Origin of the sequence: Mesorhizobium sp. B4-1-1 (assembly GCF_006439375.1) — a bacterium.
GTDB lineage: Bacteria > Pseudomonadota > Alphaproteobacteria > Rhizobiales > Rhizobiaceae > Mesorhizobium.
Genome location: NZ_VFTH01000016.1, coordinates 53,773 through 80,478, shown reverse-complemented (window position 1 = coordinate 80,478; position 26,706 = coordinate 53,773). Strand labels below are relative to the sequence as shown.

The 26,706-nt window shown below is 64.6% G+C and carries 29 protein-coding genes; 15 read left to right on the top strand and 14 right to left on the bottom strand.

The window, feature by feature from the left end:
- Positions 1-2: 2 nt before the first annotated feature.
- Positions 3-1,802, bottom strand: a complete 1,800-nt coding sequence (ybaL, locus tag FJW10_RS21450) for a YbaL family putative K(+) efflux transporter (protein ID WP_181177616.1) — start codon at positions 1,800-1,802, stop codon at positions 3-5.
- Positions 1,803-2,005: 203 nt separating this feature from the next.
- Entirely contained in the window at positions 2,006-2,446 is a 441-nt protein-coding gene (locus tag FJW10_RS21445; protein WP_140836131.1) for a host attachment family protein, read from the bottom strand.
- 417 nt (positions 2,447-2,863) lie between these two features.
- On the opposite strand from FJW10_RS21445, the gene cysG reads away from it, so the two are divergent.
- The 6 genes from cysG (at position 2,864) to FJW10_RS21415 (ending at position 8,532) form a co-directional block, all read left to right on the top strand.
- A complete protein-coding gene (gene cysG / locus FJW10_RS21440) occupies positions 2,864-4,312 on the top strand; it encodes a siroheme synthase CysG (RefSeq protein ID WP_140901536.1) in 1,449 nt (482 codons plus the stop codon).
- A complete protein-coding gene (locus tag FJW10_RS21435; RefSeq protein WP_140901535.1) occupies positions 4,309-4,611 on the top strand; it encodes a DUF2849 domain-containing protein in 303 nt (100 codons plus the stop codon). The genes cysG and FJW10_RS21435 overlap by 4 nt, the downstream gene beginning before the upstream one ends.
- A 43-nt stretch (positions 4,612-4,654) precedes the next feature.
- Positions 4,655-6,325, top strand: coding sequence for a nitrite/sulfite reductase (locus FJW10_RS21430; protein WP_140901534.1), 1,671 nt, complete (start codon positions 4,655-4,657; stop codon positions 6,323-6,325).
- Positions 6,300-7,064, top strand: a complete 765-nt coding sequence (locus FJW10_RS21425; RefSeq protein ID WP_140901533.1) for a phosphoadenylyl-sulfate reductase — start codon at positions 6,300-6,302, stop codon at positions 7,062-7,064. Before FJW10_RS21430 ends, FJW10_RS21425 begins: the two co-directional genes overlap by 26 nt.
- A gap of 100 nt (positions 7,065-7,164) precedes the next feature.
- The gene (locus tag FJW10_RS21420; RefSeq protein WP_140901532.1) at positions 7,165-7,698 is read left to right on the top strand and encodes a DUF934 domain-containing protein; all 534 of its coding nucleotides are present in this window, start codon (positions 7,165-7,167) and stop codon (positions 7,696-7,698) included.
- A gap of 213 nt (positions 7,699-7,911) precedes the next feature.
- Positions 7,912-8,532 (top strand): DJ-1/PfpI family protein, encoded by a 621-nt coding sequence (locus tag FJW10_RS21415; RefSeq protein ID WP_140644581.1) that lies wholly within the window; start codon positions 7,912-7,914, stop codon positions 8,530-8,532.
- Between the two features lie 21 nt (positions 8,533-8,553).
- Here the strand turns inward: FJW10_RS21415 and FJW10_RS21410 are convergent, their stop codons facing one another.
- Positions 8,554-8,754: a hypothetical protein gene (locus FJW10_RS21410; RefSeq protein WP_140901531.1), complete on the bottom strand. Its 201-nt coding sequence runs from the start codon at positions 8,752-8,754 to the stop codon at positions 8,554-8,556.
- 217 nt (positions 8,755-8,971) lie between these two features.
- Between FJW10_RS21410 and grpE the strand changes: the two genes are divergently transcribed.
- Both grpE and FJW10_RS21400 read left to right on the top strand, forming a co-directional pair.
- Positions 8,972-9,604: a nucleotide exchange factor GrpE gene (gene grpE / locus FJW10_RS21405; RefSeq protein ID WP_140836124.1), complete on the top strand. Its 633-nt coding sequence runs from the start codon at positions 8,972-8,974 to the stop codon at positions 9,602-9,604.
- 113 nt (positions 9,605-9,717) lie between these two features.
- Positions 9,718-10,350: a trimeric intracellular cation channel family protein gene (locus FJW10_RS21400; RefSeq protein WP_140901530.1), complete on the top strand. Its 633-nt coding sequence runs from the start codon at positions 9,718-9,720 to the stop codon at positions 10,348-10,350.
- Positions 10,351-10,442: 92 nt separating this feature from the next.
- Here the strand turns inward: FJW10_RS21400 and FJW10_RS21395 are convergent, their stop codons facing one another.
- From FJW10_RS21395 to FJW10_RS21365, 7 genes are all read right to left on the bottom strand, one after another.
- Positions 10,443-11,330: a GNAT family N-acetyltransferase gene (locus tag FJW10_RS21395; protein WP_140644577.1), complete on the bottom strand. Its 888-nt coding sequence runs from the start codon at positions 11,328-11,330 to the stop codon at positions 10,443-10,445.
- Positions 11,331-11,513: 183 nt separating this feature from the next.
- On the bottom strand, positions 11,514-13,793 hold the full coding sequence (locus FJW10_RS21390) for a PAS domain-containing hybrid sensor histidine kinase/response regulator (protein ID WP_140901529.1): 2,280 nt from the start codon (positions 13,791-13,793) through the stop codon (positions 11,514-11,516).
- Between the two features lie 110 nt (positions 13,794-13,903).
- Complete coding sequence (locus tag FJW10_RS21385; protein WP_140901528.1) at positions 13,904-14,893, bottom strand: MDR family oxidoreductase; 990 nt, start codon at positions 14,891-14,893, stop codon at positions 13,904-13,906.
- A gap of 54 nt (positions 14,894-14,947) precedes the next feature.
- Positions 14,948-15,436 carry a signal peptidase II gene (gene lspA, locus FJW10_RS21380; RefSeq protein ID WP_140644574.1) on the bottom strand — a complete coding sequence of 163 codons (489 nt, stop codon included), beginning with the start codon at positions 15,434-15,436 and terminating at the stop codon, positions 14,948-14,950.
- Positions 15,437-15,446: 10 nt separating this feature from the next.
- Positions 15,447-16,307: an RNA methyltransferase gene (locus tag FJW10_RS21375; protein WP_140901527.1), complete on the bottom strand. Its 861-nt coding sequence runs from the start codon at positions 16,305-16,307 to the stop codon at positions 15,447-15,449.
- On the bottom strand, positions 16,308-17,390 hold the full coding sequence (locus tag FJW10_RS21370) for a class I SAM-dependent rRNA methyltransferase (RefSeq protein ID WP_140901526.1): 1,083 nt from the start codon (positions 17,388-17,390) through the stop codon (positions 16,308-16,310).
- Between the two features lie 88 nt (positions 17,391-17,478).
- The gene (locus tag FJW10_RS21365) at positions 17,479-17,964 is read right to left on the bottom strand and encodes a DUF1772 domain-containing protein (protein ID WP_140836118.1); all 486 of its coding nucleotides are present in this window, start codon (positions 17,962-17,964) and stop codon (positions 17,479-17,481) included.
- Between the two features lie 101 nt (positions 17,965-18,065).
- Here FJW10_RS21365 and FJW10_RS21360 point away from each other — a divergent pair, with 101 nt between their 5' ends.
- The 3 genes from FJW10_RS21360 (at position 18,066) to FJW10_RS21350 (ending at position 19,649) form a co-directional block, all read left to right on the top strand.
- On the top strand, positions 18,066-18,776 hold the full coding sequence (locus FJW10_RS21360; RefSeq protein WP_140901525.1) for a YafY family protein: 711 nt from the start codon (positions 18,066-18,068) through the stop codon (positions 18,774-18,776).
- A 70-nt stretch (positions 18,777-18,846) separates the two neighbouring features.
- On the top strand, positions 18,847-19,227 hold the full coding sequence (locus FJW10_RS21355) for a VOC family protein (protein WP_140901524.1): 381 nt from the start codon (positions 18,847-18,849) through the stop codon (positions 19,225-19,227).
- On the top strand, positions 19,224-19,649 hold the full coding sequence (locus tag FJW10_RS21350) for an EVE domain-containing protein (protein ID WP_140901523.1): 426 nt from the start codon (positions 19,224-19,226) through the stop codon (positions 19,647-19,649). The genes FJW10_RS21355 and FJW10_RS21350 overlap by 4 nt, the downstream gene beginning before the upstream one ends.
- Before the next feature lie 70 nt (positions 19,650-19,719).
- Here FJW10_RS21350 and FJW10_RS21345 read toward each other — a convergent pair whose 3' ends face one another.
- The 4 genes from FJW10_RS21345 to sppA form a co-directional block, all read right to left on the bottom strand.
- Entirely contained in the window at positions 19,720-20,682 is a 963-nt protein-coding gene (locus FJW10_RS21345; protein WP_140901522.1) for an ornithine cyclodeaminase family protein, read from the bottom strand.
- 77 nt (positions 20,683-20,759) lie between these two features.
- A complete protein-coding gene (locus FJW10_RS21340; protein WP_140901521.1) occupies positions 20,760-21,092 on the bottom strand; it encodes a DUF1049 domain-containing protein in 333 nt (110 codons plus the stop codon).
- Between the two features lie 61 nt (positions 21,093-21,153).
- On the bottom strand, positions 21,154-21,438 hold the full coding sequence (locus FJW10_RS21335) for an integration host factor subunit beta (RefSeq protein WP_027165368.1): 285 nt from the start codon (positions 21,436-21,438) through the stop codon (positions 21,154-21,156).
- Between the two features lie 76 nt (positions 21,439-21,514).
- Complete coding sequence (gene sppA / locus FJW10_RS21330; protein WP_140901520.1) at positions 21,515-22,471, bottom strand: signal peptide peptidase SppA; 957 nt, start codon at positions 22,469-22,471, stop codon at positions 21,515-21,517.
- A gap of 389 nt (positions 22,472-22,860) precedes the next feature.
- Between sppA and lptC the strand changes: the two genes are divergently transcribed.
- The 4 genes from lptC (at position 22,861) to rpoN (ending at position 26,693) form a co-directional block, all read left to right on the top strand.
- Positions 22,861-23,574: an LPS export ABC transporter periplasmic protein LptC gene (gene lptC / locus FJW10_RS21325; protein WP_140901519.1), complete on the top strand. Its 714-nt coding sequence runs from the start codon at positions 22,861-22,863 to the stop codon at positions 23,572-23,574.
- Positions 23,561-24,154, top strand: a complete 594-nt coding sequence (locus FJW10_RS21320) for an LptA/OstA family protein (RefSeq protein WP_140836112.1) — start codon at positions 23,561-23,563, stop codon at positions 24,152-24,154. The genes lptC and FJW10_RS21320 overlap by 14 nt, the downstream gene beginning before the upstream one ends.
- Positions 24,154-24,972 carry an LPS export ABC transporter ATP-binding protein gene (lptB, locus tag FJW10_RS21315; RefSeq protein ID WP_140644562.1) on the top strand — a complete coding sequence of 273 codons (819 nt, stop codon included), beginning with the start codon at positions 24,154-24,156 and terminating at the stop codon, positions 24,970-24,972. Before FJW10_RS21320 ends, lptB begins: the two co-directional genes overlap by 1 nt.
- A 191-nt stretch (positions 24,973-25,163) precedes the next feature.
- On the top strand, positions 25,164-26,693 hold the full coding sequence (gene rpoN, locus FJW10_RS21310; protein ID WP_140901518.1) for an RNA polymerase factor sigma-54: 1,530 nt from the start codon (positions 25,164-25,166) through the stop codon (positions 26,691-26,693).
- The last annotated feature ends 13 nt before the right edge of the window (positions 26,694-26,706 follow it).

The following is a 26,706-nucleotide window of genomic DNA, read 5'->3' as shown; positions in this document are numbered from 1 at the left end:
AATCAAGCGGGCTGCGGGTTGATCTCCATGGCAGGCCCGGCCCGATCGACGGTCTTGCCGGTCACCACCTCGACGATGCCGCGGGCGATCTCGCGTTCGCCCATGATGACGGTGTCGGCGCCGAGGCCTTTCAGATGCTCGACCTCGGCGTCGGAATGAGCGCGGGCAATGACGTTGATCGCCGGATTGGCGGCCCGCGCCCGAAGCACGACCTGCCCCGCCTCGAAGGCGTTGGGGATGGCGAGGATCAGCCGCTTTGCGCCTTCCGGATTGGCGGCCGAGAAGACGTCCGCATTGGCGGCGTTGCCGGCGACGGTTTCGACGCCGTCGTCCCGCAGCTTCGCCAGCGTCTTGTCGGCATCCTCGATGACCAGGAAGGGCAGGGCGGCTTCCTTCAGCGCCGCGCCCACCAGGCTGCCGACGCGGCCATAGCCGATCAGGATGGAATGGCCGGCAAGCGCCGTTTTCGGCGGCGGGCCGTCTTCCTTGCCCGGGGCCGACACCGAAGCGACCTGGCCGGGCTCGGTCGCCGGGCCGATGGGTCGCTGCTCCACGGCCGGCGCGGCATCCTTGCCGGCACGCTTTTCCAGCCAGGGTTTCATCCAGTCCACGATCAGGAACATCAGCGGATTGAGCAGGATCGACAGGATGGCGCCGGCCAGGATCAGGTCGCGGCCCTGCTCTGGCAACAGTTTCAGGCCGACACCAAGCTCGGCCAGAATGAAGGAAAATTCGCCGATCTGGGCAAGGCTCGCCGAAATCATCAGCGCGGTGGCGATCGGGTAGCGGAAGACAATGACGATGACGAAAGCAGCGATCGACTTGCCGATGACGATGATGGCCAAGGTGGCGAGGATGGGCAGGCCGTTGCTGATCAGGCTGAACGGGTCGAACAGCATGCCGACCGAGACGAAGAACAGCACCGAGAAGGCGTCGCGCAGCGGCAGCGATTCTTCCGCCGCGCGGTGGCTGAGCTCGGATTCGCTCATGATCATGCCGGCGAAGAAGGCGCCGAGCGCCAGTGAGACGCCGAACAGCTTCGCAGCGCCGAAGGCGACGCCGAGCGCCATGGCCAGCACGGCGAGCCGGAACAGTTCGCGCGAGCCGGTATGGGCGACGTAGTGCAGGATCCAGGGAATCACCCTGCGGCCGACCACCAGCATGACGACGACGAAGGCGGCGACCTTGGCGAGCGTGATGCCGACCACGCCCCATATGCCATAGCTGGCGGGCAGCGAGAGCAGGCTCGCATGGTCATCGGCCTGCGGCTGGCCGCCAAGCACGCCGGCGAGTGCCGGCAAAAGCACCAGCGCCAGCACCATGGCGAGATCCTCGACGATCAGCCAGCCGACGGCGATGCGGCCGCGTTCGGTCTCGATCAGCCGTCGCTCCTGAAGTGCGCGCAAAAGCACCACGGTCGAGGCGACCGAAAGCGCGAGGCCGAAGACCAGGCCGGCGCCCAGCGACCAACCGAGCAGCCAGGCAAGCCCGGCGCCAAGCAAGGTGGCAAAACCGATCTGCACGATGGCGCCCGGCACCGCAATGGCGCGGACGGACAGAAGGTCCTTCAGCGAAAAATGCAAGCCGACGCCGAACATCAGAAGGATGACGCCGATTTCGGCCAACTCGTTGGCCAAGCTGGCATCGGCCACGAAGCCGGGCGTGTTCGGACCGACCAGGACGCCGGCAACAAGATAGCCGACAAGCGGCGGGATGCGGAGCCGGTTGGCTAAAGCACCGAAGACAAAAGCAAGCCCCAGACCGGCGACGATGGTGGCGATAAGAGGCGTGTCATGCGGCATTGTCTATGGAGCGCCTTTCGAAAAATCGCGATGTCGGATGGGCGCCGAGGCCGTCGCCTTCGGCAATATGGTGGACGGAGCGGCGATGATGCAACCACCGCCACGCAGAATCGTAACGGCGCGCGCCGGAAAATCAGCACCGCGCCGCCAAAGAGACGGCTCTTAGACCAATCAGGCTTCGAAGCTGCGTTCGTTCCGCCGCTTCATGCCGCCTGAAGCAGGTTCTCGATGTCGGAAATGGTGTGGTTGGTGAGCGTCTTCGGGATTTCCGCCTGTACCTTCTCACCGACCTCCTTGTGCAGTTTCTGGCGCATCTCGCCAAGCACCTGCGGCGGTGCGATCAGCACGACCGCGTCGAACGCGCCACGATGCGCGAGCTTGTAGAGCCGGTCGGCAATCTCGACGGCGAAGCGCTCCTTGCCGAGACGGTGCCAGTCGGTTTCTTCGACGGCGCTGCGGGGACCCTCGTTGCTCTGGCGGCCCGGCTTGTCGCTGCCTTGCTCGCGCGTGGCCGGATTCTCCTGCTCCATCTCCTGCATCACTTCCAAATTCGGGAACTTGCTGTCGCCCTGGTTGCGCAGGAAGAGTGCCTTCTCGCCATCGGCCACGACGACCCATAATCCGTGCTTCAGCTTGATGCTCATCGCGTTCCTCCTTGCTTGCACGATTGCCGATCGATGGAGCTTCGGATCGACAAATGGACTGCTAAGCAAACGAGCCGCGAAGCATGATTGTTCCGATCTGGCGATGGCGCTTCGATCACTCTCAGCCGATGAGGCTGGCGCCGAACAGCCAAGGGTCGGCTTTAATCTACTAACTTAGTAGAATTTAGAAAAAACTGTTTTGCGGCTTTCCAGCCAAGGCGCTAAAAATTGCGTCGGATCAAGGCAGTTTCTCATGCCGTTCTGATTGCTTCATTCTCAAAGTAGAATTTTTTTCTCTTGCCCTTCGCGGTTGCGAAAAAGCGATTGCCTGCCGTTCGGCGGCGCGCGAGTGCTTGCCTTCTGGTTTTTGGCGTGGCCGCGTAAAACTGCCAAACTGTTCCAGTATTGCTCATCGCCATGTCGCCAACCAACGCCAAGCTCAATGCCTTTCCCGTCTTCATGCGGGTCGACGGCGAAGCCGTAGCCATCGTCGGCAATGGCGAGGAGGCGCTCGCCAAGGCGCGGCTGCTTTCGCAATCGAGCGCGGTGCTGCGCATCGTTGCCGACAATGCCAGTAGCGGCCTGCTGGATTTCATCGCCTCGACCGGCGCCGTTCATATCAAAACGGCCTATGAGGCCGTGCATCTCCAAGGTGCTGTCCTGGTGTTCGCGGCCAGCGGCCATGAAGCGGTCGACCGCCGCGTCGTCGAGGATGCGCGCCGGCTGGGCATCGCGGTCAACGCCGTCGATCGTCCGGAGCTTTGCGATTTCTTCACACCGGCGCTGGTCAACCGGGCGCCGGTCGCCATCGCCATCGGCACCGAAGGCGCTGGGCCGGTCCTGGCGCAGATGTTGCGCGGGCGTATCGACCGCACGCTGTCGCCGTCGCTCGGCCGGCTGGCGGCGCTTGCCGCGTCGTTCCGCGCCGCCGCCGAGAAGCTGCCGAAGGGCAATCGCCGCCGCCGTTTCTGGAGCGATTTCTTCGCCGGCGCGCCGGCCAAGGCCATCGAAGCCGGCGAATTCGCTCAGGCGCATGGCGCGACGCTCGAGCTTTTGGCCCAGGATGCTCCGGTCCAGGGACATATCGCGCTGGTCGGCGCAGGTCCGGGCGCGGAGGACCTTTTGACCTTGCGTGCGCATCGCCTGCTGATGGAAGCCGATGCCATCGTCTACGACGCGCTGGTGCCGGAGCCGATCGTGGCCATGGGCCGCCGCGACGCCGAGCGCCTGCCGGTCGGCAAGCGCAAGGGCTGCCATTCCAAGAGCCAGGCTGAAATCAATGCGCTGCTCATCGAGCTTGGCCGCGCCGGCAAGCGCGTGGTGCGGCTGAAGTCCGGCGATCCGCTGGTGTTCGGACGCGCCGGCGAGGAAATGGCAGCACTTCGCGAGGCCGGTATCGCCTATGAAGTGGTTCCGGGCGTCACCGCCGCCTTCGCCGCCGCCGCGGATTTCGAGCTGCCGCTGACGCTGCGCGGCGTTTCGTCATCGATGGTGTTCACCACCGGCCACGATCTCAAGGGCAACTCGCTGCCCGACTGGGCCAAGCTCGCCATCTCGGGTGCGACCGTCGCCGTCTATATGGGGCGTTCGGTCGCGGCCGAGGTTGCCGGCCGACTGATCGAAGCGGGGCTGTCGCCGGACACCGCCGTCGCCGTCGTCGAGAACGCCAGCCTTGGCGAGCGCCGCCGTTTCCACGGCACGCTGGCCGATCTGCCGTCGCTGGAGGAGCGCGTCGACCTTACCGGCCCGGTGATGACCATCATCGGCGACGCGGTCGCCGGCGCCAATTTTGAACAATCCGAGCCGCTCGCGGCACATAAGCGTGAGGGCGCGGCTTTCGCCGTCGCCGAAGGAGTTAAGCAATGAAGGTTCTGACCGCGAACAGGCTCTCCGACGGCATCGCCGTCTGGTACGCCGATGGCGGCTGGGCGGAGACTGTCGGTCATGCCGATGTCGCGCATGACAAGGCGGCGGAGGATCGGCTCGAAGCGATCGGCGCCGCTGCCGCCGCCAACAATGAGGTGGTCGACGTCAACCTGATCGATGTCACTGTGGTCGACGGTCTGGTCGAGCCGGTGCGGCTGCGCGAAAAGATCCGCGCCGCGGGCCCGACCATCCGTACCGATCTTGGCAAGCAGGCGGTCCCGGAAGCAATCAGGGCGTAGAGTTTTAGGAAACAGCGGGCGGACGCGCCCGGAAAGACGAAGCATGTACCGTTACGACGAGTTCGACCAAGATTTCGTTCACGCCCGCGTCGCCGAGTTCAGCGATCAGGTGCAGCGCCGGCTTGCCGGCGAGATCACCGAGGACCAGTTCCGGCCGCTCAGGCTGATGAACGGCGTCTATCTGCAGCTGCACGCCTATATGTTGCGCATCGCCGTGCCCTACGGCACGCTGAACAGCCGGCAGTTGCGCATGCTCGGCCACATTGCGCGCAAATACGACAAGGGCTACGGCCATTTCACCACGCGCCAGAACATCCAGTTCAACTGGCCGGCGCTGTCGGACATCCCGGCGATCCTGGCCGATCTGGCGAGCGTCGAGATGCATGCCATCCAGACCAGCGGCAACTGCATCCGCAACGTCACCGCCGATCATTTCGCCGGTGCCGCCGCCGACGAGGTCGCCGATCCGCGTCCCTATGCGGAAATCCTGCGCCAATGGTCTTCTGTGCATCCGGAGTTCTCATTCCTGCCGCGCAAGTTCAAGATCGCCGTGACTGGCGCCGAGCGCGACCGCGCCGCCATCCAGACGCATGACATCGGCTTGCATTTGAAGAAGAACGCCGCCGGCGAACTTGGCTTTGCCGTCTATGTCGGCGGCGGCCAGGGCCGCACGCCGATGGTGGCGAGAAAAATCCGCGACTTCCTGCCGGAAGCCGACCTCCTCTCCTACTGCACGGCGATCCTGCGCGTTTACAACCTCTATGGCCGCCGCGACAACAAGTACAAGGCGCGCATCAAGATCCTGGTGCACGAGACCGGCGTGGAGGAGATCACCCGCCAGATCGAGGCCGAATGGCAGGAGCTCAAGGATGCCGAACTCAAGCTGCCGGAGGCCGACATTCAGGCCATCAACGCCTATTTCGCGCCGCCCGCACTGACGGATCGGTCCGAAGGCGATGCGCTGGTGAAACAGGCCAGGCTCGATTCCAGGAGCTTTTCGGAATGGCTCGACCAGAATGTCGTGACGCATCGCCATCCCGACTATGCGGCGGTGACGATTTCGCTCAAGGGCATCGGCGAGGCGCCCGGCGACGCCACCGACAGCCAGATGGAAGCGGTGGCCGACATTGCCGAGAAATATGCTTTCGACGAATTGCGCGTCAGCCACGAGCAGAACCTGATCCTGCCGCATGTGGCGCGCGCCGATCTCAAGGCTGTCTATGACGCGCTGGTCGAGATCGACCTGGCGACCGCCAATTCCAACCTGATCAGCGACATCATCTCCTGCCCCGGCCTCGACTATTGCGCACTGGCCACGGCGCGTTCCATTCCCGTGGCTCAGGAAATCTCGCGCCGCTTCGCCTCGCTGGAGCGGCAGCGCGAGATCGGCGAGTTGAAGCTGAAGATCTCCGGCTGCATCAACGCCTGCGGTCACCACCATGTCGGCCATATCGGCATCCTGGGGGTGGAGAAGAAGGGCTCCGAGCTCTACCAGGTGACACTCGGCGGCTCGGCCGACGAGAACACCTCGGTCGGCGAGATCATCGGCCGCGGCTTCTCCTCGGAAGAGATCACCGATGCCATCGAGCAGATCGTCGATACCTATCTCGGCCTTCGGCTCAACCCCGACGAACGTTTTATCGACGCCTACCGCCGTGTCGGTCCCGCGCCGTTCAAGGAGGCGCTCTATGCTGGCGAAACCAAGGCCGCTTGACAGGGTAGGCGGCGTCGAGGCCGGGGTTGCCGCGGAAGCGGCCGGGCTGGACGCGCTGCTCGGCCATCTGAAGCCGATCGAGATCATCGAGCGCTCGGTGCGCGAAGCTTTCCGCGGCGAGGTCGCCGCGGTGTCGTCTTTCGGTGCGGACTCCGCCGTGCTTCTGCACATGATCTCGGAGATCGACCGAACCTTGCCGGTGATCTTCCTCGATACCGGAAAGCATTTCGAGGAGACGCTCGGCTATCGCGACGCGCTGGTCGCCGATTTCGGCCTGACCGATATCAGGGCGATCAAGCCGCAGGAGGCCGCGCTCGAACAGGTCGATCCGACCGGCAGGCTGCATGAGACCAACACCGACGCCTGCTGCAATGTGCGCAAGGTCGAGCCGCTGGCGCGGGGCGTCGAGCCGTTCCGCGCCTGGTTCACCGGGCGCAAGCGCTTCCAGGCTTCGACGCGCGCGGCACTGCCCGTCTTCGAGGCGGTCGGCTCGCGCATCCGCATCAATCCGCTGGCGCATTGGACGACCGCCGACCAGGCCGACTACATGCGCGCGCATGCGCTGCGCGAAAATCCGCTGGTCGCCTATGGCTATCTCTCGATCGGCTGCTTCCCATGCACGCAGCCGGTGCAACCGGGCGAGGATACGCGCAGCGGCCGCTGGGCAGGCCACGCCAAGACCGAGTGCGGCATCCACCTCTCCGGTTTGGAGAAGTCGCTGACCGACGCCTCACTTTAGGGTATATCGCTATCACGTGATGCCGGTTCGCAAGCGACGGGCTTCCGGTTGCTGGCGGCCTGCCGGCTCGCTGGGACAATTTGGAACTTTAGGATTTTTGATGACTGGATCGACGAAAGCGGGGATCCGCCTCTGGACCCCGGACGGTTTTCGCGAGGACGAATGGACCCACGCCGAAGGCGCCGAGGCACTTGCCGGCAATGGCCGCTTCATCCTGCCGCTGCAGGCCTTTCTCGGGCTCGACGACGAGGTCCGCAAGTCGGCGCGCGAGCGCATCGGCGTCCTGCTGCAGCCGGGCGACGAGCTCGACAAGATCACCGGCCTGCTGGACCAGTTGTCGCTGGTGGCGCTTGCCTTCCCGGCCTTCAATGACGGCCGCTCCTTTTCCAAGGGCGAATTGCTGCGGGCCCGGCATAACTTCAAGGGCGCGGTGCGCGCCACTGGGCAAGTTCTGGTCGACCAGTTGCCGCACATGCTGCGGCTCGGCTTCGACGAGTTCGAGGTCTCCAATCCGGTGCTGTTGAAGCGTCTTGAGGAAGGCCGGACCGGTGGCCTGCCGGTGTACTATCAGCCGGCCGTAGAACAGGAGCCCAAAGGGCCGAAATATTCTTGGCGGCGCAGGCGGCCCAGCTGATCGAGACTTGTGCAGGCAAGCTGATCAGCCTGGTCCGACCACCGTTGCGTATTTTGTCGGCCAAATCTGCTCAAGGCAGGCCTGGAACGCGACCTGTATCATTCTGGTCAGACCACATTGGCGATTCAGGCTTCCTCTTTGGCTGGCCTGCCCTTAGGATAGGTTCTATTATTTCGAGCCGCGAAATAATAGTCAGCTAAGGGAGGAAGCAACATGGCAGGCAAGAAAATATTGATGCTCGTTGGCGAGTTCAGCGAGGAGTACGAGATTTTCGTCTTCGAACAGGCCATGCACGCGGTCGGCCATACCGTCCATGTCGTGTGCCCGGACAAGAAGGCCGGCGACGTGCTCAAGACCTCATTGCACGATTTCGAGGGCCACCAGACCTATACCGAAAAACTCGGCCACGACTACATCCTCAACAAGACCTTCGCCGAGGTGAACCCCGCCGACTACGACGCGGTCTACGCGGCGGGCGGGCGCGGGCCGGAATATATCCGTATCGACAAGCGCGTGCAGGCGCTGGTCAGGCATTTCCATGAGACCGGCAAGCCGATCTTCACCATCTGCCATGGCGCGCAGATCCTGATCGCGGTCGACGGCGTGGTGCGCGGCAAGGAAGTGGCGGCGCTGCATTATTGCGAGCCGGAAGTGACGCTTGCCGGCGGCATCTATATCGATGTCGCGCCGACCGGCGCGCATGTCGACGGCAATCTGGTTTCAGCCAAGGGCTGGCCGGGCCTTGCCGCCTTCATGCGGGAATGCCTGAAAGTGCTCGGCACCGAGATCCGCCATGGCGAAGCGCTGATGCGTGACGACCGGAAGGCGGCCTGAATCGTCAGTCGCGGCGCGCGGCTACTGACGCCGCCCGCCGCCTGCATTCCCAGCCTCTGCGCCGCCGAGGCGGTCAAGCAGGTCGCTCAGTTGCCGGGGCATTTCCTTTTCCAGGCGAAATACGGGCAAGGTGCGCAGAAAACGCTTGGTCGCTTCGCTGCCCGCCTGCCGCCTGATATCGTTGGCCAATTCGGCGCGCCTGTTGCCTTTGTTGCGGTTCATAGCCCCAAAATCCTGTGTTGGCTTCGAAACTCCTCCAGCCCGCTTATGGTTCCCGCAACGGCATTTGAGGGCAAGCAAAGCCGCGTGATACGGTAAAATTTGAATTAATTTGGAATGACGGCCCGACATCGGCCGCCAGCGCTTACCCCTTGATTTTTCGCTTCCAAACCTCGATATCGGGCGCAAATCCTGACCAATCCGAATGACGGGAAACGCGATGAGCGACCAGGCAAAAGACGAACGCACGCCCGAAGATATGGAAGCCACCCAGGCTTCCGGCGAGCGCGCGGAAGGTGGCGTCGACGGCGACTACGAAGCGCTGGTGCGGCTGCTGAAGGAAAACGAGGAACTGAAGGACCGCGCGCTGCGCACGGCGGCCGAAATGGAGAATTTGCGGCGGCGCACCGCGCGCGACGTGCAGGACGCCCGCACCTACGCCGTCGCCAATTTCGCGCGCGACATGCTGTCGGTATCCGACAATCTGCGCCGCGCGCTGGATGCGATCCCCGCCGAGGCGAAGGCTGGCGGCGACGCCGGCTTCAAGTCACTGATCGAAGGCGTCGACCTTACCGAGCGCGCCATGCTTTCGGCACTGGAACGCCATGGCGTGAAGAAACTCGCGCCCGAAGGCGAGAAGTTCGATCCGAACTTCCATCAGGCGATGTTCGAGGTGCCCAATCCGGAGGTTCCGGCCGGCACCGTCGTCCAGGTGGTTCAGCCGGGCTATTCGATCGGCGAGCGCGTGCTGCGGCCGGCGATGGTCGGTGTCGCCAAGGGCGGCCCGAAGACCGCCGCCGAGGCCAAGGTCGAGCCGGGTCCGGTGAACGAGCAGGCCGAGAAGGATGCTTGAATAGTGAGTGGTGAGTAGTGAGTAGTGAGTAGTGAGTAGCAGGGATCTTTGCGCGTCACGCCGGCCAAGTGGCGCAGTTGCCATTCACTACTTACTACTTCACTACTCACTCTATGAACCCCATCGCGTTGCTCGACTATGCCGGTGTCGCCGTCTTCGCGGCGACGGGCGCACTTGCGGCGTCGCGGAAAGAGCTCGACATCATCGGCTTCCTGTTCCTGGCCAGCGTCACCGGCATCGGCGGCGGGACGCTGCGCGACGTCATCCTCAACCTGCCGGTGTTCTGGGTCGCCAACAGCGGCTATGTGCTGGTCTGCGCCGTGGTCGCGGTGCTGGTCTTCTTCAGCGCCCACCGGTTAGAATCCCGCTACAAATTGCTGCTCTGGCTCGATGCCATCGGACTTGCCGCTTTTTCGGTGATGGGCGCGGCCAAGGGGCTGGCGATCACCGGCTCGCCCGTCGTGTCGGTCATCACGGGCGTGCTGACAGCGACCTTCGGCGGCATTTTGCGCGACCTGCTGGCCGGCGAGCCCTCGGTTCTGCTCAGGCCCGAGATCTATGTCACGGCCGCCCTTGCCGGCGCCACCATCTTCACCCTTGGCGATCTTGCCGGCCTGCCTGCGCTGGCGTCCAGCCTGCTCGGCTTCGCGGGCGCATTCATGGTGCGCGGCGGGGCGCTTAAATTCGGCTGGTCGTTTCCGGCCTATAAGAGCCGGCCGGGGCGAAGGCCGGAGGATATTCCGTGAGGGAGTAGGGGTTAGTGAGTAGTCAGTAGTCAGTAGTCACAAAGCTCGAGTGATGGTGTCCATCACTACTCACTACTCACTACTCACTGGAATCACGCCGCGAAGCGCTGGCCTTCGCCGCCATAGTAGTTGACGTAGCGGGCGCCGATCTCCTTGACCGGCATGACGACGAAGACGTCGACGGTCGAGAATTCGTGGTCGATGACGCAGCCGTCGCCGATGCGGGCGCCGACGCGCAGGTAGCCCTTGACCAGCGGCGGCATGGCGGCGATCGCCGCCTTGGTGTTCACCGCCTCGATCGGCATCAGGTCCATGGAGCAGTAGCGTCCCGGAACCGCGCGGACATCCCAGGCGGAGTCGGTGCGGCAATGATGAGCGAGATAGGTCAGCGCCTCGGCATGCGCCGCCGGCACGATGCCATGGAAGGAGGCGCAGCCGGTCATCACGCCGATGCCGTAATGGTTGATATAGGCCCAGATGCCTTGCCAGAGCGCCTCGATGGTGCGCTTTGAGCGGTATTCCGGCAGAACGCAGGAACGGCCGAGCTCGAGGAAGCGCTGGCCGGGATGCCGCGCGATCAGCTTGGTGAGCTCAAACTCGCCCTCGGAATAGAAGCCGCCGGCGGCCGTGGCGATCTCCTGCCGCAGCAAGCGGTAGGTGCCGACGATGCGGCGATGCTCGGGACCGGGCAGGGAGGTATCGGACACAAGAAGGTGATCGCAGAGCGGGTCGAAACGGTCGGCGTCGCGCCGGTCCTGCGCCTGGAACAGGTCCTTCCTCGCGCCAAGCTCGTCATAGAATACCCGATAGCGCACTTCCTGGGCGGCGGCGATTTCGGCCTCGTTGCGGGCGAGCCGCACTTCGAGATTGCCGATGCGGCCCAGCGGAGCACCGCTTGCGACGGCGTCGGCGGTACGGGCGGCGAGCAGGGCGCCGCCGGCATTCGGCCGAGTGTCACATTCAGGCACGACTGTATGCACGAGTGATTCTCCTTCGAGCCATCCCTCTTGGCACGGGGATACGGTGTAGGTGCAACAGGATTGTGACAGTACCGTGATACGACGTGGCGGGCAATACTTTGTCGGCTGGGCAATACCCTCAACCGGCTATCTTGTGATCGCGAAAGCCAGGCAAGCCAAGGCGTTCAAGGGTTAAAAATTTCCTCAGGCGGCAACCTGGCCCTCGACTGCCTGGACGAGCGCGTCCGGGTCGAGCGGCTTGGTCACGAACCCGCTGGCGCCATGGGCGAGCACGGCATGCCGGGTCTTTTCCTGGCTGTCGGCCGAAAGCACCATGATCGGGATCGGCGGCATTGCCAGGGACTCTTCATGACGGCGGATGGCGGCGATCGCGTCCAGCCCGTCCATGACAGGCATATGCAGGTCCATCAGCACCACATCGAAGCGGAACTTGAGGCCGGCATCGGTAACGGCATCGACCGCGGCCTTGCCGTTGCCGACGATCTTGACGCGATGCCCGGCCTTCAGCAACGTGGCACGGGCGAGCATGGCGTTGATGTCATTGTCTTCCGCGATCAGCACCGACAGGCCCTGGTCGCGCTTGCGCACCGAGGGCGCCCCGCGCGGCTCCGGCCGCGGCTGGGCGAGCGTGGAGCCATGGCTGGTCAACAGCACGCGCAGCAGGGTCTCGCCGCGCACCGGCCTGGCGAGGAAGGTGGCGTAGCCGCTGGCGCGGAATTCGCCGAGCATGCCGCGATCGGTCGGCGCGATCAGGGTGACGGCCTCGCAGTCGGCGAAGCCCGAGTCGCGCAACCGCTTGAGCAACCTGCCGTCGCTGTTTTCGAGCGCGGCGTCGATCAGGAGCACGTTGCAGCCGGCAGCGAAGGGGGCGGCCTGGCTTGGTGTCGCCGCGATCTCGACGATGCCGCCATGGGCCATGATCGTGCGGGCGATGGCATCGGCCTCGATGGCGTTTTTCGACACGATCACCGCCCGCCGGTCGGCAAGGATGTTGTGGCGATGCGGCGGCGGCTCGGTCGCGGCGACTGCCGGAAGCTCGAGGACGAATTCGGACCCTTCACCGAGCCGGCTCGAAACCGAGATCGCGCCGCCCATCGCCGTCGCCAGGCGCTTCGAGATGGCAAGACCGAGACCCGCGCCGCCATGCACCCTGGTCGAGGTGCCGTCGGACTGCTCGAATTCCTCAAAGATGCGCTCCATGTCCTCTTCGCGCAGGCCCGGGCCGCTGTCGGCGACGGTGAAGCAGATGCGGTCCGTGGTTTCGGTGCGGGCGCGTGCCACGGTGAGCAGCACGCCGCCTGTGTCGGTGAACTTCACCGCATTGCCGATGAGGTTGAGCAGCACCTGGCGCACGCGGCCGGGATCGGCGGTGATCATCTGCGGCACGTCGGGCTCGACATGGCAGCCGAGGCCGATGTTCTTGGCGAAGGCCTTCGCGGCCAGAAGCTCGATGATGTTGTCGGCGATCTCGCGCAGCGAGGTCGGCTGCGGCTCGGGCTCGAAGCGGCCCGCCTCGATCTTGGAATAGTCGAGCAGGTCCTCGATGAGCGCGAGCAGCGCGCTGGCCGAGGTGGAAACGGCGCCGACATAGGTGCGCTGCTCGGGCGAGAGGTCGGTGTCGGCAAGCAGCTTCGCCATACCCATGATGCCGTTCATCGGCGTGCGAATTTCATGGCTGACGGTGGCCAGGAAGCGCGATTTGGCCTGGCTGGCATATTCGGCCCGTTCGCGCGCGGTGATCAGTGAGGATTCGGCGCGCTTGCGGGCCGTGATGTCGCGGGCGATCGCGCGGTGCGAGACCGCGCCCGTGTCCTTGTCGCGCACCGACAATTCGATCCAGGAGAACCAGCGCGGTCCGTTCGGGGTGCGGATCGCGACATCGGTGGAACTCAAGCATTCATGATCGGAGAAGGCGGCATCGGGGACGATGCCGACATCGATGCCAAGCTCGGACAAGGTCTTGCCGGCGAGATCGCGCGGGTCGGTCTCGACAAGCGAGGCAAAGACGCTGTTGGCATAGACGATATGGCCGTCGCGATCGCGGTGGACGACGAGGTCGCCAAGCGCGTCGATCAGGCCGCGGAAGCGTTCCTCGCTCTCCTGCATCTCCCACATGCGATCGGCGAGAGTCTCGATCTCGGCGCGGCTGCGGGCGGCGGTCTCGTCGAGAAGCGCTGCGGTGCGCCGCTCGTCGCGACGGCTGCGCAGATGCATGGCAAGGCCGGCAAGCGCGGCGGCGGCAAGCCCGATTGTGACGATGAGCGGCGCGCCGGTAAGATGCGCCAGCCCCGCCATGACGGCGATGGCGACGATCGTCAGGAACGGCAAGCCTTCGTGTCTGGCCGCAGGCAATTCAGGGGCCAGCGGCGGCGCGACGAGCACCTGCCGCTTCGGCGCATCGGGTATGAGCCTTCCAGCGTCCGCGGCTTTGCTGTTCTGTCTGATGTCGGAGTCCGCGACCATGCGCAGATCATGCCAGACAGAAATTATGGAAGACTGGGACGGATCGTTCGAATTTTAGCGATTGCGCGGATTCGAACCACCGCATGCGCGGGCGAAACCGCCATCTCCAGCTACATATCGACGACGACGCGGCCCCTTATCTTGCCTTCGACGATGTCGCGCGCGGCGGCGACAATGCCGTCGAAACCGATCGTGCGCGACAATGTCGACAGCTTCTTCAAGTCGAGATCGGTGCCGATGCGGCGCCATGCCTCCAGGCGGACCGCTTTCGGCGCCATCACCGAATCGATGCCCAGCAGCGAGACGCCACGCAGGATGAAGGGCGCGACGCTTCCCGGCAGGTCCATGCCGCCGGCCAGACCGCAAGCGGCGATCGCGCCGCCATAGGAGGTCATCGACAGCGCATTGGCCAAGGTATGGCTGCCGACCGAGTCGACGCCGCCCGCCCAGCGCTCCTTGGCGAGCGGCTTCGCCGGCTGGCTGAGCTCCTCGCGCGAGATCACCTCGGCTGCGCCGAGGTCGATCAGATAGGGGCTCTCGGCGTTGCGGCCGGTCGAGGCGATGACATGGTAGCCGAGGCTCGACAGGATCGAGATGGCGACCGAGCCGACGCCGCCGGCGGCGCCCGTCACCACCACCGGGCCGCGGTCCGGCACGATGCCGTGCCGTTCCAGCGCCATGACGGAGAGCATTGCCGTGTAGCCCGCCGTGCCGACGGCCATCGCATCATGCGCGCTCATGACCTCGGGCAGCGGCACCAGCCAGTCGCCCTTGACGCGCGCGCGGCCGGCATAGGCGCCGTAATGCGTCTCGCCGACACCCCAGCCGTTAAGGATCACCTTGTCACCCTTGCGCCAGTCGGCATGCGAGGAGGAGATCACGGTGCCGGCGAAATCAATGCCCGGAACCAGCGGCCAGCGGCGCACGACAGGCGCCTTGCCGGTGATGGCGAGCCCGTCCTTGTAGTTCACCGTCGTCGCCTCGACGGCGACGGTGACATCGCCTTCCATCAGGTCGGCCTCGGTGAGGTCGACGACATCGACGGACTGCTTCTTCTCCGCATCGCGCGAAACGAGGATGGCTTTGAAGGTATCCGACATTTTTTTCTCCTCGGTTCTGGCTGTTGAGAAGTCTGCGGTTTCAACCGCGTGAGGTCAATTGCCTGGATCCTGCGGCTTGGCCTCGCGGCCCCAGCCGATCAGCTCGTCGAAGACGACAAGCGCGGCGCCGACCGAGATGAAGGCATCGGCGAGATTGAACACCGCGAAGGACCAGACGGGCGTATGGAACAGGATGTAGTCGATGACGTGGCCGTAGACGGCGCGGTCGATGAGGTTGCCGAGCGCGCCGCCGATGATGAGCGCAAAGCCGATGCGGGCGACGACATGACCGGCAGGCGTGCGCGCGGCGAGGTAGAGCACGAAGGCGACGACCAGCACGGCGATGACCACCAGGCCGGTATCGCCGAAGGACTGGAACATCGAGAAGGCAATGCCGGTGTTGTAGGTGCGGAACAGCGCCAGGAACGGCAGGAGATCGACCTTCTCCTGAAAGGCGAGACCGTTCTCGACCAGTTGCTTGATCCACTGGTCGAGCGCAATGGCGATGACGACCAGCACGACGTAAGGGGACCAGGATTTCACTTAGCAGTCCTCATCGGCTGTCGTTGGCAGGCTCGAGCTTCAACGCGCCGCGCCGGATCTCGAACAACATCACGCCGGTGGCGACCGCCAGATTGAGCGAATCGGCCCGGCCTGCCTGGGGGATTCTAAGCAGCCGGTCGCAGCTTTCGGCGAGGCTGTCCGGCAGGCCCTGCTGCTCGTTGCCCATCAGCAGCAAGACCGGCCCCCTGGAGAAATCGACGGAGCGATAGTCGACCGCGCCCTTGAGGTGCGTTCCGGCGACCAGGCCGGAAAAATCGCGCCGCCAGGCAAGGAAGGCCTGCTCGGTCGCCCTGGCGACCGGCACGGCGAAGATCGAGCCCATGGTGGCGCGCACCGTCTCCAGCGAGAACGGGTCGGTGGTGTCGCCCACCAGGATGACGCCCTTGGCGCCGACGGCGTCGACGGTGCGGATCACGGTGCCGAGATTGCCGGGGTCGCGCACCCGGTCGAGTGCCACCCAGACATCGCCGTCCCTGGCGCGGACGTCCTTCAGCGGCACGGTCTGCTGCGCAAAGACACCGACAACCATTTGCGGGTTTTCACGGCGGGTGATGGCCGCGAGCACCTTTTCCGATACTTCGAGCACCGTGCCGCCGGCGGCAACGGTCCGCGCAGCGGTCTTTTCGATGGCCGCGTTGCCGCGTCCGGCCTTGGCGAAGACCAAGGTCCTGATCGACCAGCCGAGGTCCAGCGCGTCGATGACCAGCTTCAGGCCCTCGGCCATGAAGGCGCTCTGCTGGTCGCGAAATTTCCTGAGCGCGAGCGCCTTGATGTCCTTGACCAGGGGATTGGCAAGGCTGGTGACGTCCTTGACCTGCCCGACAGGGCGCGCGCCGTCATGTGCCGTCATTCAAGCCACCCAGCGCGAGAACAGCGAGGTCGACAGCGCGCGGCCGGCCGATTTCTCGCGAATGATCAGTTCGCCGGATTCGATCGCGCCGCCCATGCCGGCGAAGGTATCGCGCATCAGCGCATGGATGGCGAAGAAGGAGGCGCGGATCGAATAGGCGGTGAGAACGACGGCGAGCGGCTTCGGCGTCAGGATCGAGCGGCAGAGGTCGGTGAGGCCCGGCAGGTCCTCGAACAATTGCCAGACCTCGCCCTTGGGACCGCGGCCGTAGGCCGGCGGGTCGAACAGCACGATGTCGTAGCGGCTGCCGCGGCGCTCCTCGCGCTCCGCGAACTTCACCGCGTCCTCCACGATCCAACGGATCGGCTTATCGGCAAGGCCGGCCATTTCCTGGTTCTCGCGCGCCCAGCCGATCGCCTTCTTCGAGGCATCGACATGGGTGACCTCGGCGCCCGCGCGAGCCGCCACCAGCGAGGCGAGACCGGTATAGCCGAATAGGTTCAGCACCTTGACCGGTCGCTTCGCCGCCGCGATCAGCCCCGCCATATGGTCCCAATGCGAAGCCTGTTCCGGAAAGACGCCGACGTGACGAAACGAGGTGAAACGGCCGAGATAGTCGATGCCGTCATGCTTCATCGGCCAGGTTTCGCCAAGCGGCGCTTTCGGAAAGCGCCAGCGGCCAATGCCTTCCTCGTCGGTGTCGCCGGTGAAGACGGCGTCGGCGCGCTGCCATTCCTTCGCCGGAAGGGCCCTCTGCCAGATCGCCTGGCCCTCGGGGCGCACGATGCGGTAGGGGCCGTATTGCTCGAGCTTCTCGCCGGCGCCGCTATCCAGCAGCGCGTAATCGGCGTTGGGCGCGACTTCGAGGATCAGCGGCAGGCGTTCGGCGGGCAGCACGCCCTCGCGGCGCGCGAGCACGCGCGGCGCCGGTTTGGCGTCCTGCCGGTCCGCCGGTCTCGTTTCACGTCGCTCGGCGGGTGCGGCCTGCTGACGTCCGGTCGGGAACGCATCACGCGGGCCGGGCTGTTCCGCCCTTGCGGGATGCGGGCGGCCATCGCGGCGTTTGTCGCGAAAAGATTTCAAGAAGGATCCTCTCCGGCGGTTCGGCCCGCTTCTGCCACAGCTCAGCCCACCGGCGCAACAAAGCGCGCCTCATTCAATGGTGGGATCATCAGCCTTGCCGGACACCGAGCAGGCCGAAACAAAGCGAAACGAAGCCAAGCGCCTTCGCCACGGTCACCGCCATGTGGCCGGTCTCCCAACGGAGCCGGACGATCTCGAAATCGTCCGGGATCGGTCCGGGCGCCCAGGTCGCCAGAATGTCGTTGGCCGGTTTGACCAGGCCGAACCAGAGCGCCAGCGAGACCGCATAGAGCAACGTAGCGATGAGCACGAACCAGAAGGCCGCCGCTTGACCGCGCAGCATCCAGGCAAGCAACACCGGACAGAGGATCGCCACGACGTCCAACGGCGCTCCGATCACGGCAAAGAGCTGGAACTGCGCATTGAAGACCGTCGCCTCACGCCAGAGCGCCGGCGACCATCTGGTCAACCTGGGCAGCGATTCCAGCACATGGGCGAAGGAGGGCCCAAGGCTGAGCGCCGCGACGAAAGCGGTCAGCACCGACCAGAACAGCAGGAATCCGCGCATCTCCATTGCGGACACAACGGGAGCGGGACGCGGGCGTTCCGCGGCATCGGTCTGCTTGCCGTTATGTGCGGGCCAGCCCTATTGTCCAACACACCGGTTAGCCAATCATGTCCCGTTCAGCCCGCCTGCTCGACCTCGTCCAGATCCTGCGCCGCCACCGCCGGCCGGTGAGTGGCCGCATGCTTGCGGACGAGATGGGCGTCTCGATCCGCACGCTCTATCGCGATATCGCGACGCTGCAGGGGCAGGGCGCGCCGATCGAAGGCGAGGCCGGGCTTGGCTATGTGCTGAAGCCCGGCTTCATGCTGCCGCCTTTGATGTTCAGCGACGAGGAGATCGAGGCGATCGTGCTCGGGTCGCGCTGGGTGGCGAAGCAGCCGGATAAAAGGTTGGCCGCCGCCGCGGCCGATGCGCTGGCAAAGATCGCGGCGGTGCTGCCGGACGATTTGCGCGAGGACCTCGACGCAACAACGCTGCTTGTCGGACCGCGATCGGAAAGCGTCGAAACGATCGACCTCGGTGTCGTGCGGCAGGCGATCCGCGAGGAGCGCAAGCTCGGCTTCCTTTATCGCGATGCCGGCGGTTCGACATCGAAGCGCGTGGTCTGGCCATTCGCGCTCGCCTTCTTCGACAAGGTGCGGGTGATGGCGGCGTGGTGCGAGACGCGCCAGGATTTCCGGCATTTCCGCGCCGACCGGATATCCGACCTGACAGCGACCGACATCCGCTATCCACGCCGCCGCCAGGCGATGCTGAAAGAATGGCGGGCGACGCTCGATGCGCGGGGCCAGAATGGAGCGAAAGACGCTTCCGACTGATCGCTGCTGCCAGAATCTGACAGCAGGCCCGCGTATGGTTCCCAAGGTTCAGACACTTTGGAGATCAGACATGACCACGCCGAATTTCGTCATCCTTTATGTCGACAGCCCGGAAAGGAGCGGTGCGTTCTACGCTTCGTTGTTTGGACGCGAGCCGGTCGAATCCTCGCCGACCTTCGCGATGTTCGTGCTCGACAAGGGTTTCAAGCTCGGCCTCTGGTCACGCCACACGGTGGAGCCGGCTGCGACGGCCACAGGCGGTGGTGGCGAGCTTGTGCTTGCCGTCGAGAACGCGGCGGCGGTCGATGCCACCCACGCGGATTGGACTGGCAGAGGCCTCGACGTGCTGCAGGCCCCAACCGATCTCGATTTCGGCCGTACCTTCGTCGCGCTCGATCCGGACAATCATCGTCTGCGCGTCTACTGGCCATTCGAGAGAGCGCAAGGATGAGCGCCTTCTGGGTCGCGGTCGCATCGGCCGAGCATGTGCGGATCGGCCGCAAAGATGGCTTCATGCAGGTCAACCACGGCAAGGCGGCCCCGTTGCGCCGCATCAAGCCGGGCGACGGCATCGTTTACTACTCGCCGAGCACCCTGCTCGGCGAGAAAGACCGGCTGCAATCCTTCACGGCGATAGGCACGGTGCGGCAAGGGGAAGTCTATGAGGGCGTCATGGGCGGCGGTTTCACGCCCGCGCGGCGCGACGTCGACTGGCGCGAGGCCAAGGAAGCGCCGATCAAGCCGTTGCTCGACAGGCTGGATTTTACCGCCGGCAAGCCGAACTGGGGCTACCAGTTGCGCTTCGGCCTGTTCGAGATCAGCGAGCGTGATTTCCGGCTGATCGGCGAAGCGATGGGAGCCAACCTGACCTAAATTAGGTCGTTGCTTGATGCATGTCGTTGTCGCAAAACCGAGGTCACTTTTGCGCGACATGCATTAGCGGTTACTTGAGCGCCTTGTAGACGGCGATGCCGGCGGCGAGATCCTCGAGCGCCGCGCCGACCGACTTGAACAGCGTGATCTCGCTGTCGTCTTGCCGGCCTTGTTTCTCGCCGCGCGCGAGCTCGTGCAGATCGGCGACGATCGCTTCCGGCTTCAGCACGCCCGAGGCCAGCGGCTGGACAATGTCGCCGGCCTCCTTGGTGGCGCCGGCGCGGGTGTCGACATAGACGCGGGCACGGGAAATGGCGTCGTCATCGGCCTCGCGCATGTCGGGCGTGAAGCCGCCGACGAGATCGACATGGGCGCCCGGTTTCAGCAGCGCGCCCTTGACCAGCGGCGTGTTCGAGATCGTCGCCGAGGCGACGATGTCGGCCTCGGCAAGCTCGGCGTCGAGATCGCCGGCGGCACTCGCCGGAAGGCCTTCGGCGCGCAAGGCGGCCGCCACCTTTTCGGCATTGGCCGGCGTGCGGTTCCAGATGCGGATGGATGTGATCGGCCTGACCGCCGAATGCGCCTTGGCAAGGAATGGCGACAGCGCGCCGGCGCCGATCACCAGAAGCCGCGAGGCGTCGTTGCGGGCGAGATAGGAGGCGGCGAGCGCCGAGGCACAGGTCGTGCGCCACTGGGTCAGCCGCTGGCCGTCGATCAACGCCTGCGGCTCGCCGGTGACGCCGTCGAGCAAAAGGTAGAGGCCCATCACCGCCGGCTTGCCTTTTGTGTTGTTGTCCGGCGACACGGTGACGATCTTGACGCCGATATGGCCTCCCGCGGAGGTGCCCGCGGCGTTGAAGTCGGTCCAGGCAGGCATCAAAAGCAGGGTCGAGGCGGCGCCATCCGGGCGCTCCACGCCATGATGATGGCGAACCGGCTGCACAGCGCCTTCGCGGAAGGCGGTGCGCAATGTCTCGACAAGGCCCGGAAAGGTCAGCGCGCGGTCGACCTCGGCGGCCGAAATGGTCAGCATCGGAGGCTCCGTGAGACGTTACTTGGACTGAGCATGATGTCGCCCGAAAGCCGCCTGGCAGTTTTCGGCATCATGCTCTAGTTCGTCGGCTTGGGCAGCGCCGGTCCGTTGGGCGCCACGGGCGCGCGGCTGACCGCCTGGCGCAGGTTCTCCGCCTCGAGACCGCGCTGGCGCGCAAGCTTGCGATAGCGACCCTGTTTCACCCAGGTGGCCAGGCTGCCGACGACCATGCCGACGGCCAAAGCCAGAAACAGGAAGATGAAAAGCGGCAGGCTCAGCGTCAGCGCCGGGTTGCCGGGGTGGAATGGGTCGACCGTGAAGGCAACCGGGCCGCGGTTGGCGACGGCAAGCGCGATCAGGATGATGGCCAGCGGCACGAAGACCACGACGAGGATGAAGCGATTGAACATCAGATCTCCATGGTGAAGCGGCTTTGCGCCAAGATCCCGTTTCAACCCGCCGGCGCGGCGCCTATTTGCCGCCGTTCAGCCTTTCGCGCAACTCCTTGCCGGTCTTGAAGAACGGCACCCACTTTTCCTCGACTTCGACGGATTCGCCGGTGCGCGGGTTGCGGCCGGTACGGGCGGGACGGTTTTTCACCGAAAAGGCGCCGAAACCGCGCAACTCGACCCGGTTGCCCTCGGCAAGCGCATCGGTGATCTCGTCAAAGATCGCGCCGACGATGTTTTCGACATCGCGCAGAAAAAGGTGCGGGTTGCGTGCAGCAATGATCTGCACAAGCTCGGATTTGATCATACAACGTTCCCCGTAAAACCAAGCGATCGATTATCAGGATGATTTTATTGCTTTTTTGGCTGGTACCAACGGCGCCTCAAGGGTGCCAGACCGAAACGAGACCGTCAAGAAACAAGCGGTCGGCACCGAGCTCGTGAATGACATCGCCGCCGGCATCGGGCAGGCCAAGCGCCTTGGCCGCCATTTTTGCCATCGACTGGGAAAACAGGAAACCGCCGCGCCTGTCCTTGTCCTTCCACTCGACGACCTTGAGCTTGCCGTCCACGCCCTTCGTCGCCAGCCAATCGATCGCCTCCTGCTCGCCGCCGACGGCGTCGACCAGATGGTTGGCCAAAGCCTGGCGGCCGGTGAAGATCGAACCGTCGGCCAGCGCCAGCGCCTGATCACGCGTCATCTTGCGGCGGTCGGCGACGATGCCGACGAACCAGTCGTAACTGTCGAGGATCAGCTTGCGCACCATGGCGCGCTCGTCGTCATTGGTCGGCTTGAAGGGCGAGGGCGAAGCCTTGAGCGGCGACGATTTCACTTCCTCAAGCTTGATGCCGAGCTTATCCATGAGGCCGCTGACGTCCGGATACTGGATCAGCACACCGATAGAGCCGACGATGGAGGTCTTGCGGGCGACGATGTGGTCGGTAGCGCTGGCGATCATATAGCCGGCGGATGCCGCCAGCGTGCCGACTTCGGCCACCACCGGCTTGTCGCCGGCAAGCTTGCGCACCTGCTCGAAGATCGACTCTCCGCCGACCGTGGTGCCTCCGGGCGAATCGACCGAGAGAATGACGCCCTTCACCTCCGGCGACGTGCGGATAGCTTCCAGCCTTTTGAGTAGTTCCTCGTCCTCGGTGATGGTGCCTTCAATCTTGACCTTGGCAATATGAGGCACTGCCTGGCCGGTAAAATTGTCGTCATAGACCCAGGCCGAGAAGGCGATAATTGCTGCCGCCAGAACCAGAAACGCGGCGACGCGCCAGAACGCCAGCTTGCGGCGCAAGCGGCGGCGGTCGATCAGGTCGTCGGCTCTCATTGCCATCGTCAGCCTCATGGATGGGTGGAAGCACGCTTTTAAAGCAAGCCTCGGCGCACGGCTACCGTTTCCTGGAGCGGTCACCGCTTCACGGAACGGTCACACGCTCTATTTCTTGTCCTGATGCAATTCCCGTCGGAAAACCGCCCGCACTTGTCCTGGAATCGCCTTGAAAGGCCGGTTTCGGACTTCGGCGTTGACGCCGGCCTCACGAAAAATTAACGCAAGCAGTCCGTATCTGCTATGAAGTACAAGCCGTCTCGCCGGATTTCTCTCGATTTTGCGGGCGGCAGTTGTCACATTTTTGCAGTTTTCCTCCGCTTGTGCTTGCTTGTAGGTGCCGGCATACCACCTATAGGCGGTGTTTGGCCGGGCAAAGGTCCATTAGAAAAGTCATGTTGGCGCGATCTGACGAAACGAGCGATGCCGGTGAGGCATCGGCTCCCGCGAGCCAAGACGGCACGCGTGGCGATGCCTTCAACCGCGCGCAACGGCACTCGCGCCGCGTCCGCGTGCTGAAATTCGCCGTGCCGCTGCTCGCGGTCGCGATCGCCGTCGCCTTTCCGGTCTACTCCTACCTCAAGGCGCCCCTGTCCGTCTCGGTGCAGGCCGATGGCACGGCGTTCTCCGACGGCAAGCTGGTGATGGCCAATCCGAAGCTCAACGGCTTCACCAAGCAGAAGCTGCCCTATTCGCTGACGGCGACCAGGGCGACGCAGGATGTCGGGCAGCAAGCCGTCATCGACCTCGACGGCATCAATGCCAAACTGCCCGTCGCCACCGACAACATCGTGTCAGTCGACGCCGCGCACGGTATCTACAATCGCGACGCCAATACGATGGACCTGACCAGCGAGGTCAGCGTGACGACGACGGACGGCCTGGTGGCGAAGTTCAAATCGATCTTCCTAGACATGGGCAAAGGCTCTATGAAGACGAGCAATCCGGTCGACGTCAGCCGTGGCGGGTCGCGCATCACCGCGGACGCGATGTCGGTCGAGGACAATGGCAGGCTCGTGGTCTTCGAGAACCGGGTTCGCGTCAACATAGATCCAACTGCGCTGAAGGCAGCGGGGGTAAACGGTGGAGAACAGAATGCGTCGCAGTAAATCCGCATGGCTTCCGGGCGCTGCTTCCGCATTGCTGCTTTTGGCAACCGCGCATTCGTTCGCGCAATCGAGCGCGACCAGCCAGATCCCTGGGTTGAAGCTGTCAGGCGACCAGCCGATCCAGATCGAAAGCGATAAGCTTGAGGTCCGCCAGGCCGACAGCATGGCCATATTCAGCGGCAATGTCACCGTCAATCAGGGGCCGACCCTGCTCAAGGCCGGCAAGATGACGGTCTACTACGTCAAGGACCCAAAAGCTGACAAAAGCGCGGCGGCCGGCGCATCGGCGATGACAGGCGCCGCCAATATCGACCACCTCGAGGTCGAGAACAAAGTCTACATCAAATCGAACGACCAGATCGCCACCGGCGACACCGGCAAATTCGACATGAAGACGCAGGTGCTGGTGCTTTCCGGCAAGGAAGTGGTGCTGTCGCAGGGCGACAATGTGCTCAAGGGCTGCAAGCTCACCGTGCAGATGAAGAGCGGCCTCGGCAACGTCGAGGGCTGTCCGCGTGTCATCATGATGTTCAAGCCGCAGAAACAGGACGCGCAGCAGCAGGGAGCGTCGAGCAAGTAATGGCCGGCGTGACTTCGCTGCTGGCCCGTCTTCCGGGACGGGCGGCCGCACAACCCGCTGCGCCGGCGACGGTCGGCACCGACAAGGCGAAGTTCAAGGGCACCCTGATCGCCAAGGGGCTGACCAAGAGCTACAAGGGCCGCAAGGTGGTGAGCGGGGTGACGCTTGGCGTGCGCGCCGGCGAGGCCGTAGGCCTGCTCGGCCCCAACGGCGCAGGCAAGACCACCTGTTTCTACATGGTCACCGGCCTTGTTCCCGTCGACGAAGGTTCGATCGAGATCGACGGCTTCGATGTCACCTCGATGCCGATGTACCGGCGTGCCCGCCTCGGCATCGGCTACCTGCCGCAGGAAGCGTCGATCTTTCGCGGCCTGAATGTCGAGCAGAACATTCGCGCCGTGCTGGAGGTGGTGGAAAAGAGCCGCAAGGAACGCGAGCGCACGCTTGACGAGCTGCTCGAGGAGTTTCACATCAGCCATCTGCGCAAGGCGCCGTCCATGTCGCTGTCGGGCGGCGAACGGCGTCGCCTTGAAATCGCGCGGGCGCTGGCGACGCGGCCGGCCTATATGCTGCTCGACGAGCCCTTCGCCGGCATCGATCCGATCGCCGTCGCCGATATCCAGCAGCTCGTTCGCCATCTCACGGCGCGCGGCATCGGCGTCTTGATCACCGACCACAATGTGCGCGAGACGCTCGGCCTGATCGACCGCGCCTACATCATCCATGCCGGCCAGGTGCTGACGCATGGCCGCGCCGACGAGATCGTCGCCAACGCCGATGTGCGGCGCCTCTATCTCGGCGAGGGCTTCACGCTCTGACCCGCGGGTTCCGACGCGGTTTCGATGGCCGCGTCACGGCTTTCGGTCATTTTAGCGCTCGATAACGCTCCGGTAAGCCGCAACTGCTAGCGTTTTCCTTGACAAGCAAAAGCCGGGCCAGTTTCTATGCCTGGCCGGGAAAATCTGCTTCGGCACAGTCCGATGCGTAGACGAGGCGTTTGATTCACACCATGGCGCTGGCAGCCAAACTGCAGCTCAGACAGTCCCAGTCGCTGGTGATGACGCCGCAGCTGATGCAATCGATCCGGCTGCTGCAGCTCACCCATGTCGAGCTCGAGCGCTTCATCGACGAGGAGATCGAGCGCAACCCGCTGCTGGAACGGGCCGAACCGCAGGACGATGCCGCCGGCGATCTATCCCAGAAAAGCGAGGCGTCGCCGGAAGAGGATACCGAAGGCGATTGGTTCGAGGGCGAGACGGAGTGGAGCGCGGAAGCGATCTCGCAAAAGCTCGATACTTCCCTGGAGAACCTGTTTCCCGACGATCCAGGCACCAGCGAGGGGCTGGGGCCGGATCTCACGGCGCAATGGAAGTCGGCCGCTGGGGGCGGCGCGGGCCCAGCATCGTCCGAGGGGTTCGACGTCGGCGACATGGCGGCGGCCGCCATTACGCTGCGCGAGCATGTCGGCGAGCAGATCGCGCTTGCTTCGCTCAGCCCCGGCGGGCGGCTGATCGCGGGTGAGCTGGCCGACGGGCTCGACGAGGCCGGTTATTTGCGCTCCGAACTCGATGAGATCGCGGTCCGGCTCGGCGTGGATGAGGCGGCGGTGGCGCGTGTGCTTGGCATCTGCCAGACCTTCGAGCCGGTGGGACTTTTCGCGCGCCACCTTGCCGAGTGCCTGTCGCTGCAGCTTGCTGCGCGCGACCGGCTCGATCCGGCGATGAAGGCGCTGGTCGCCAACCTGGAGCTTCTGGCGCGGCGGGATTTCCAGACGCTGAAACGCATCTGCGGCGTCGACGAGGAGGATCTGCTCGACATGCTGGCCGAGATCCGCGCGCTCGACCCGCGCCCCGGCCTGGCGTTTTCGGGCGGCGCGAGCGATGCGATCGTCGCCGATGTCGAGGTCCGCGCCGCCAATGACGGCAGCTGGGCGGTGGAGCTCAACGCCGATACGCTGCCGCGCGTGCTGGTGGACAATGTCTACTTCGCCCGCATTTCGAGCCACGCCAAGGACAAGGCGGAAAAGGACTTTCTCGCCGAATGCCTGCAGAACGCCAACTGGCTGACGCGCAGTCTCGACCAACGAGCCAAGACCATCCTCAAGGTGGCGTCCGAAATCGTGCGGCAGCAGGATGCCTTCCTCGTCCACGGCGTGCGCCACCTCAAGCCGCTCAACCTGCGCACGGTGGCCGACGCCATCGGCATGCATGAATCGACCGTCAGCCGCGTCACCGCCAACAAATACATGCTGACGCCGCGCGGCGTCTTCGAGCTGCGCTATTTCTTCACCGCGTCGATCGCCTCGGCCGAAGGCGGCGAAGCGCATTCGTCCGAGGCCGTGCGCGACCGCATCAAGCAGATGATCGACGAGGAAAAGCCCGCCGACGTGCTTTCCGACGACGCCATCGTCGACATGCTCAAGGAAAGCGGCGTCGATATCGCGCGCCGTACCGTCGCGAAATACCGCGAAGGCATGAACATTCCATCGTCGGTGCAGCGGCGGCGGGAGAAGCGAGCGCTGGCGAACGCCGGCCGCTAGGCCACCCCCGAAT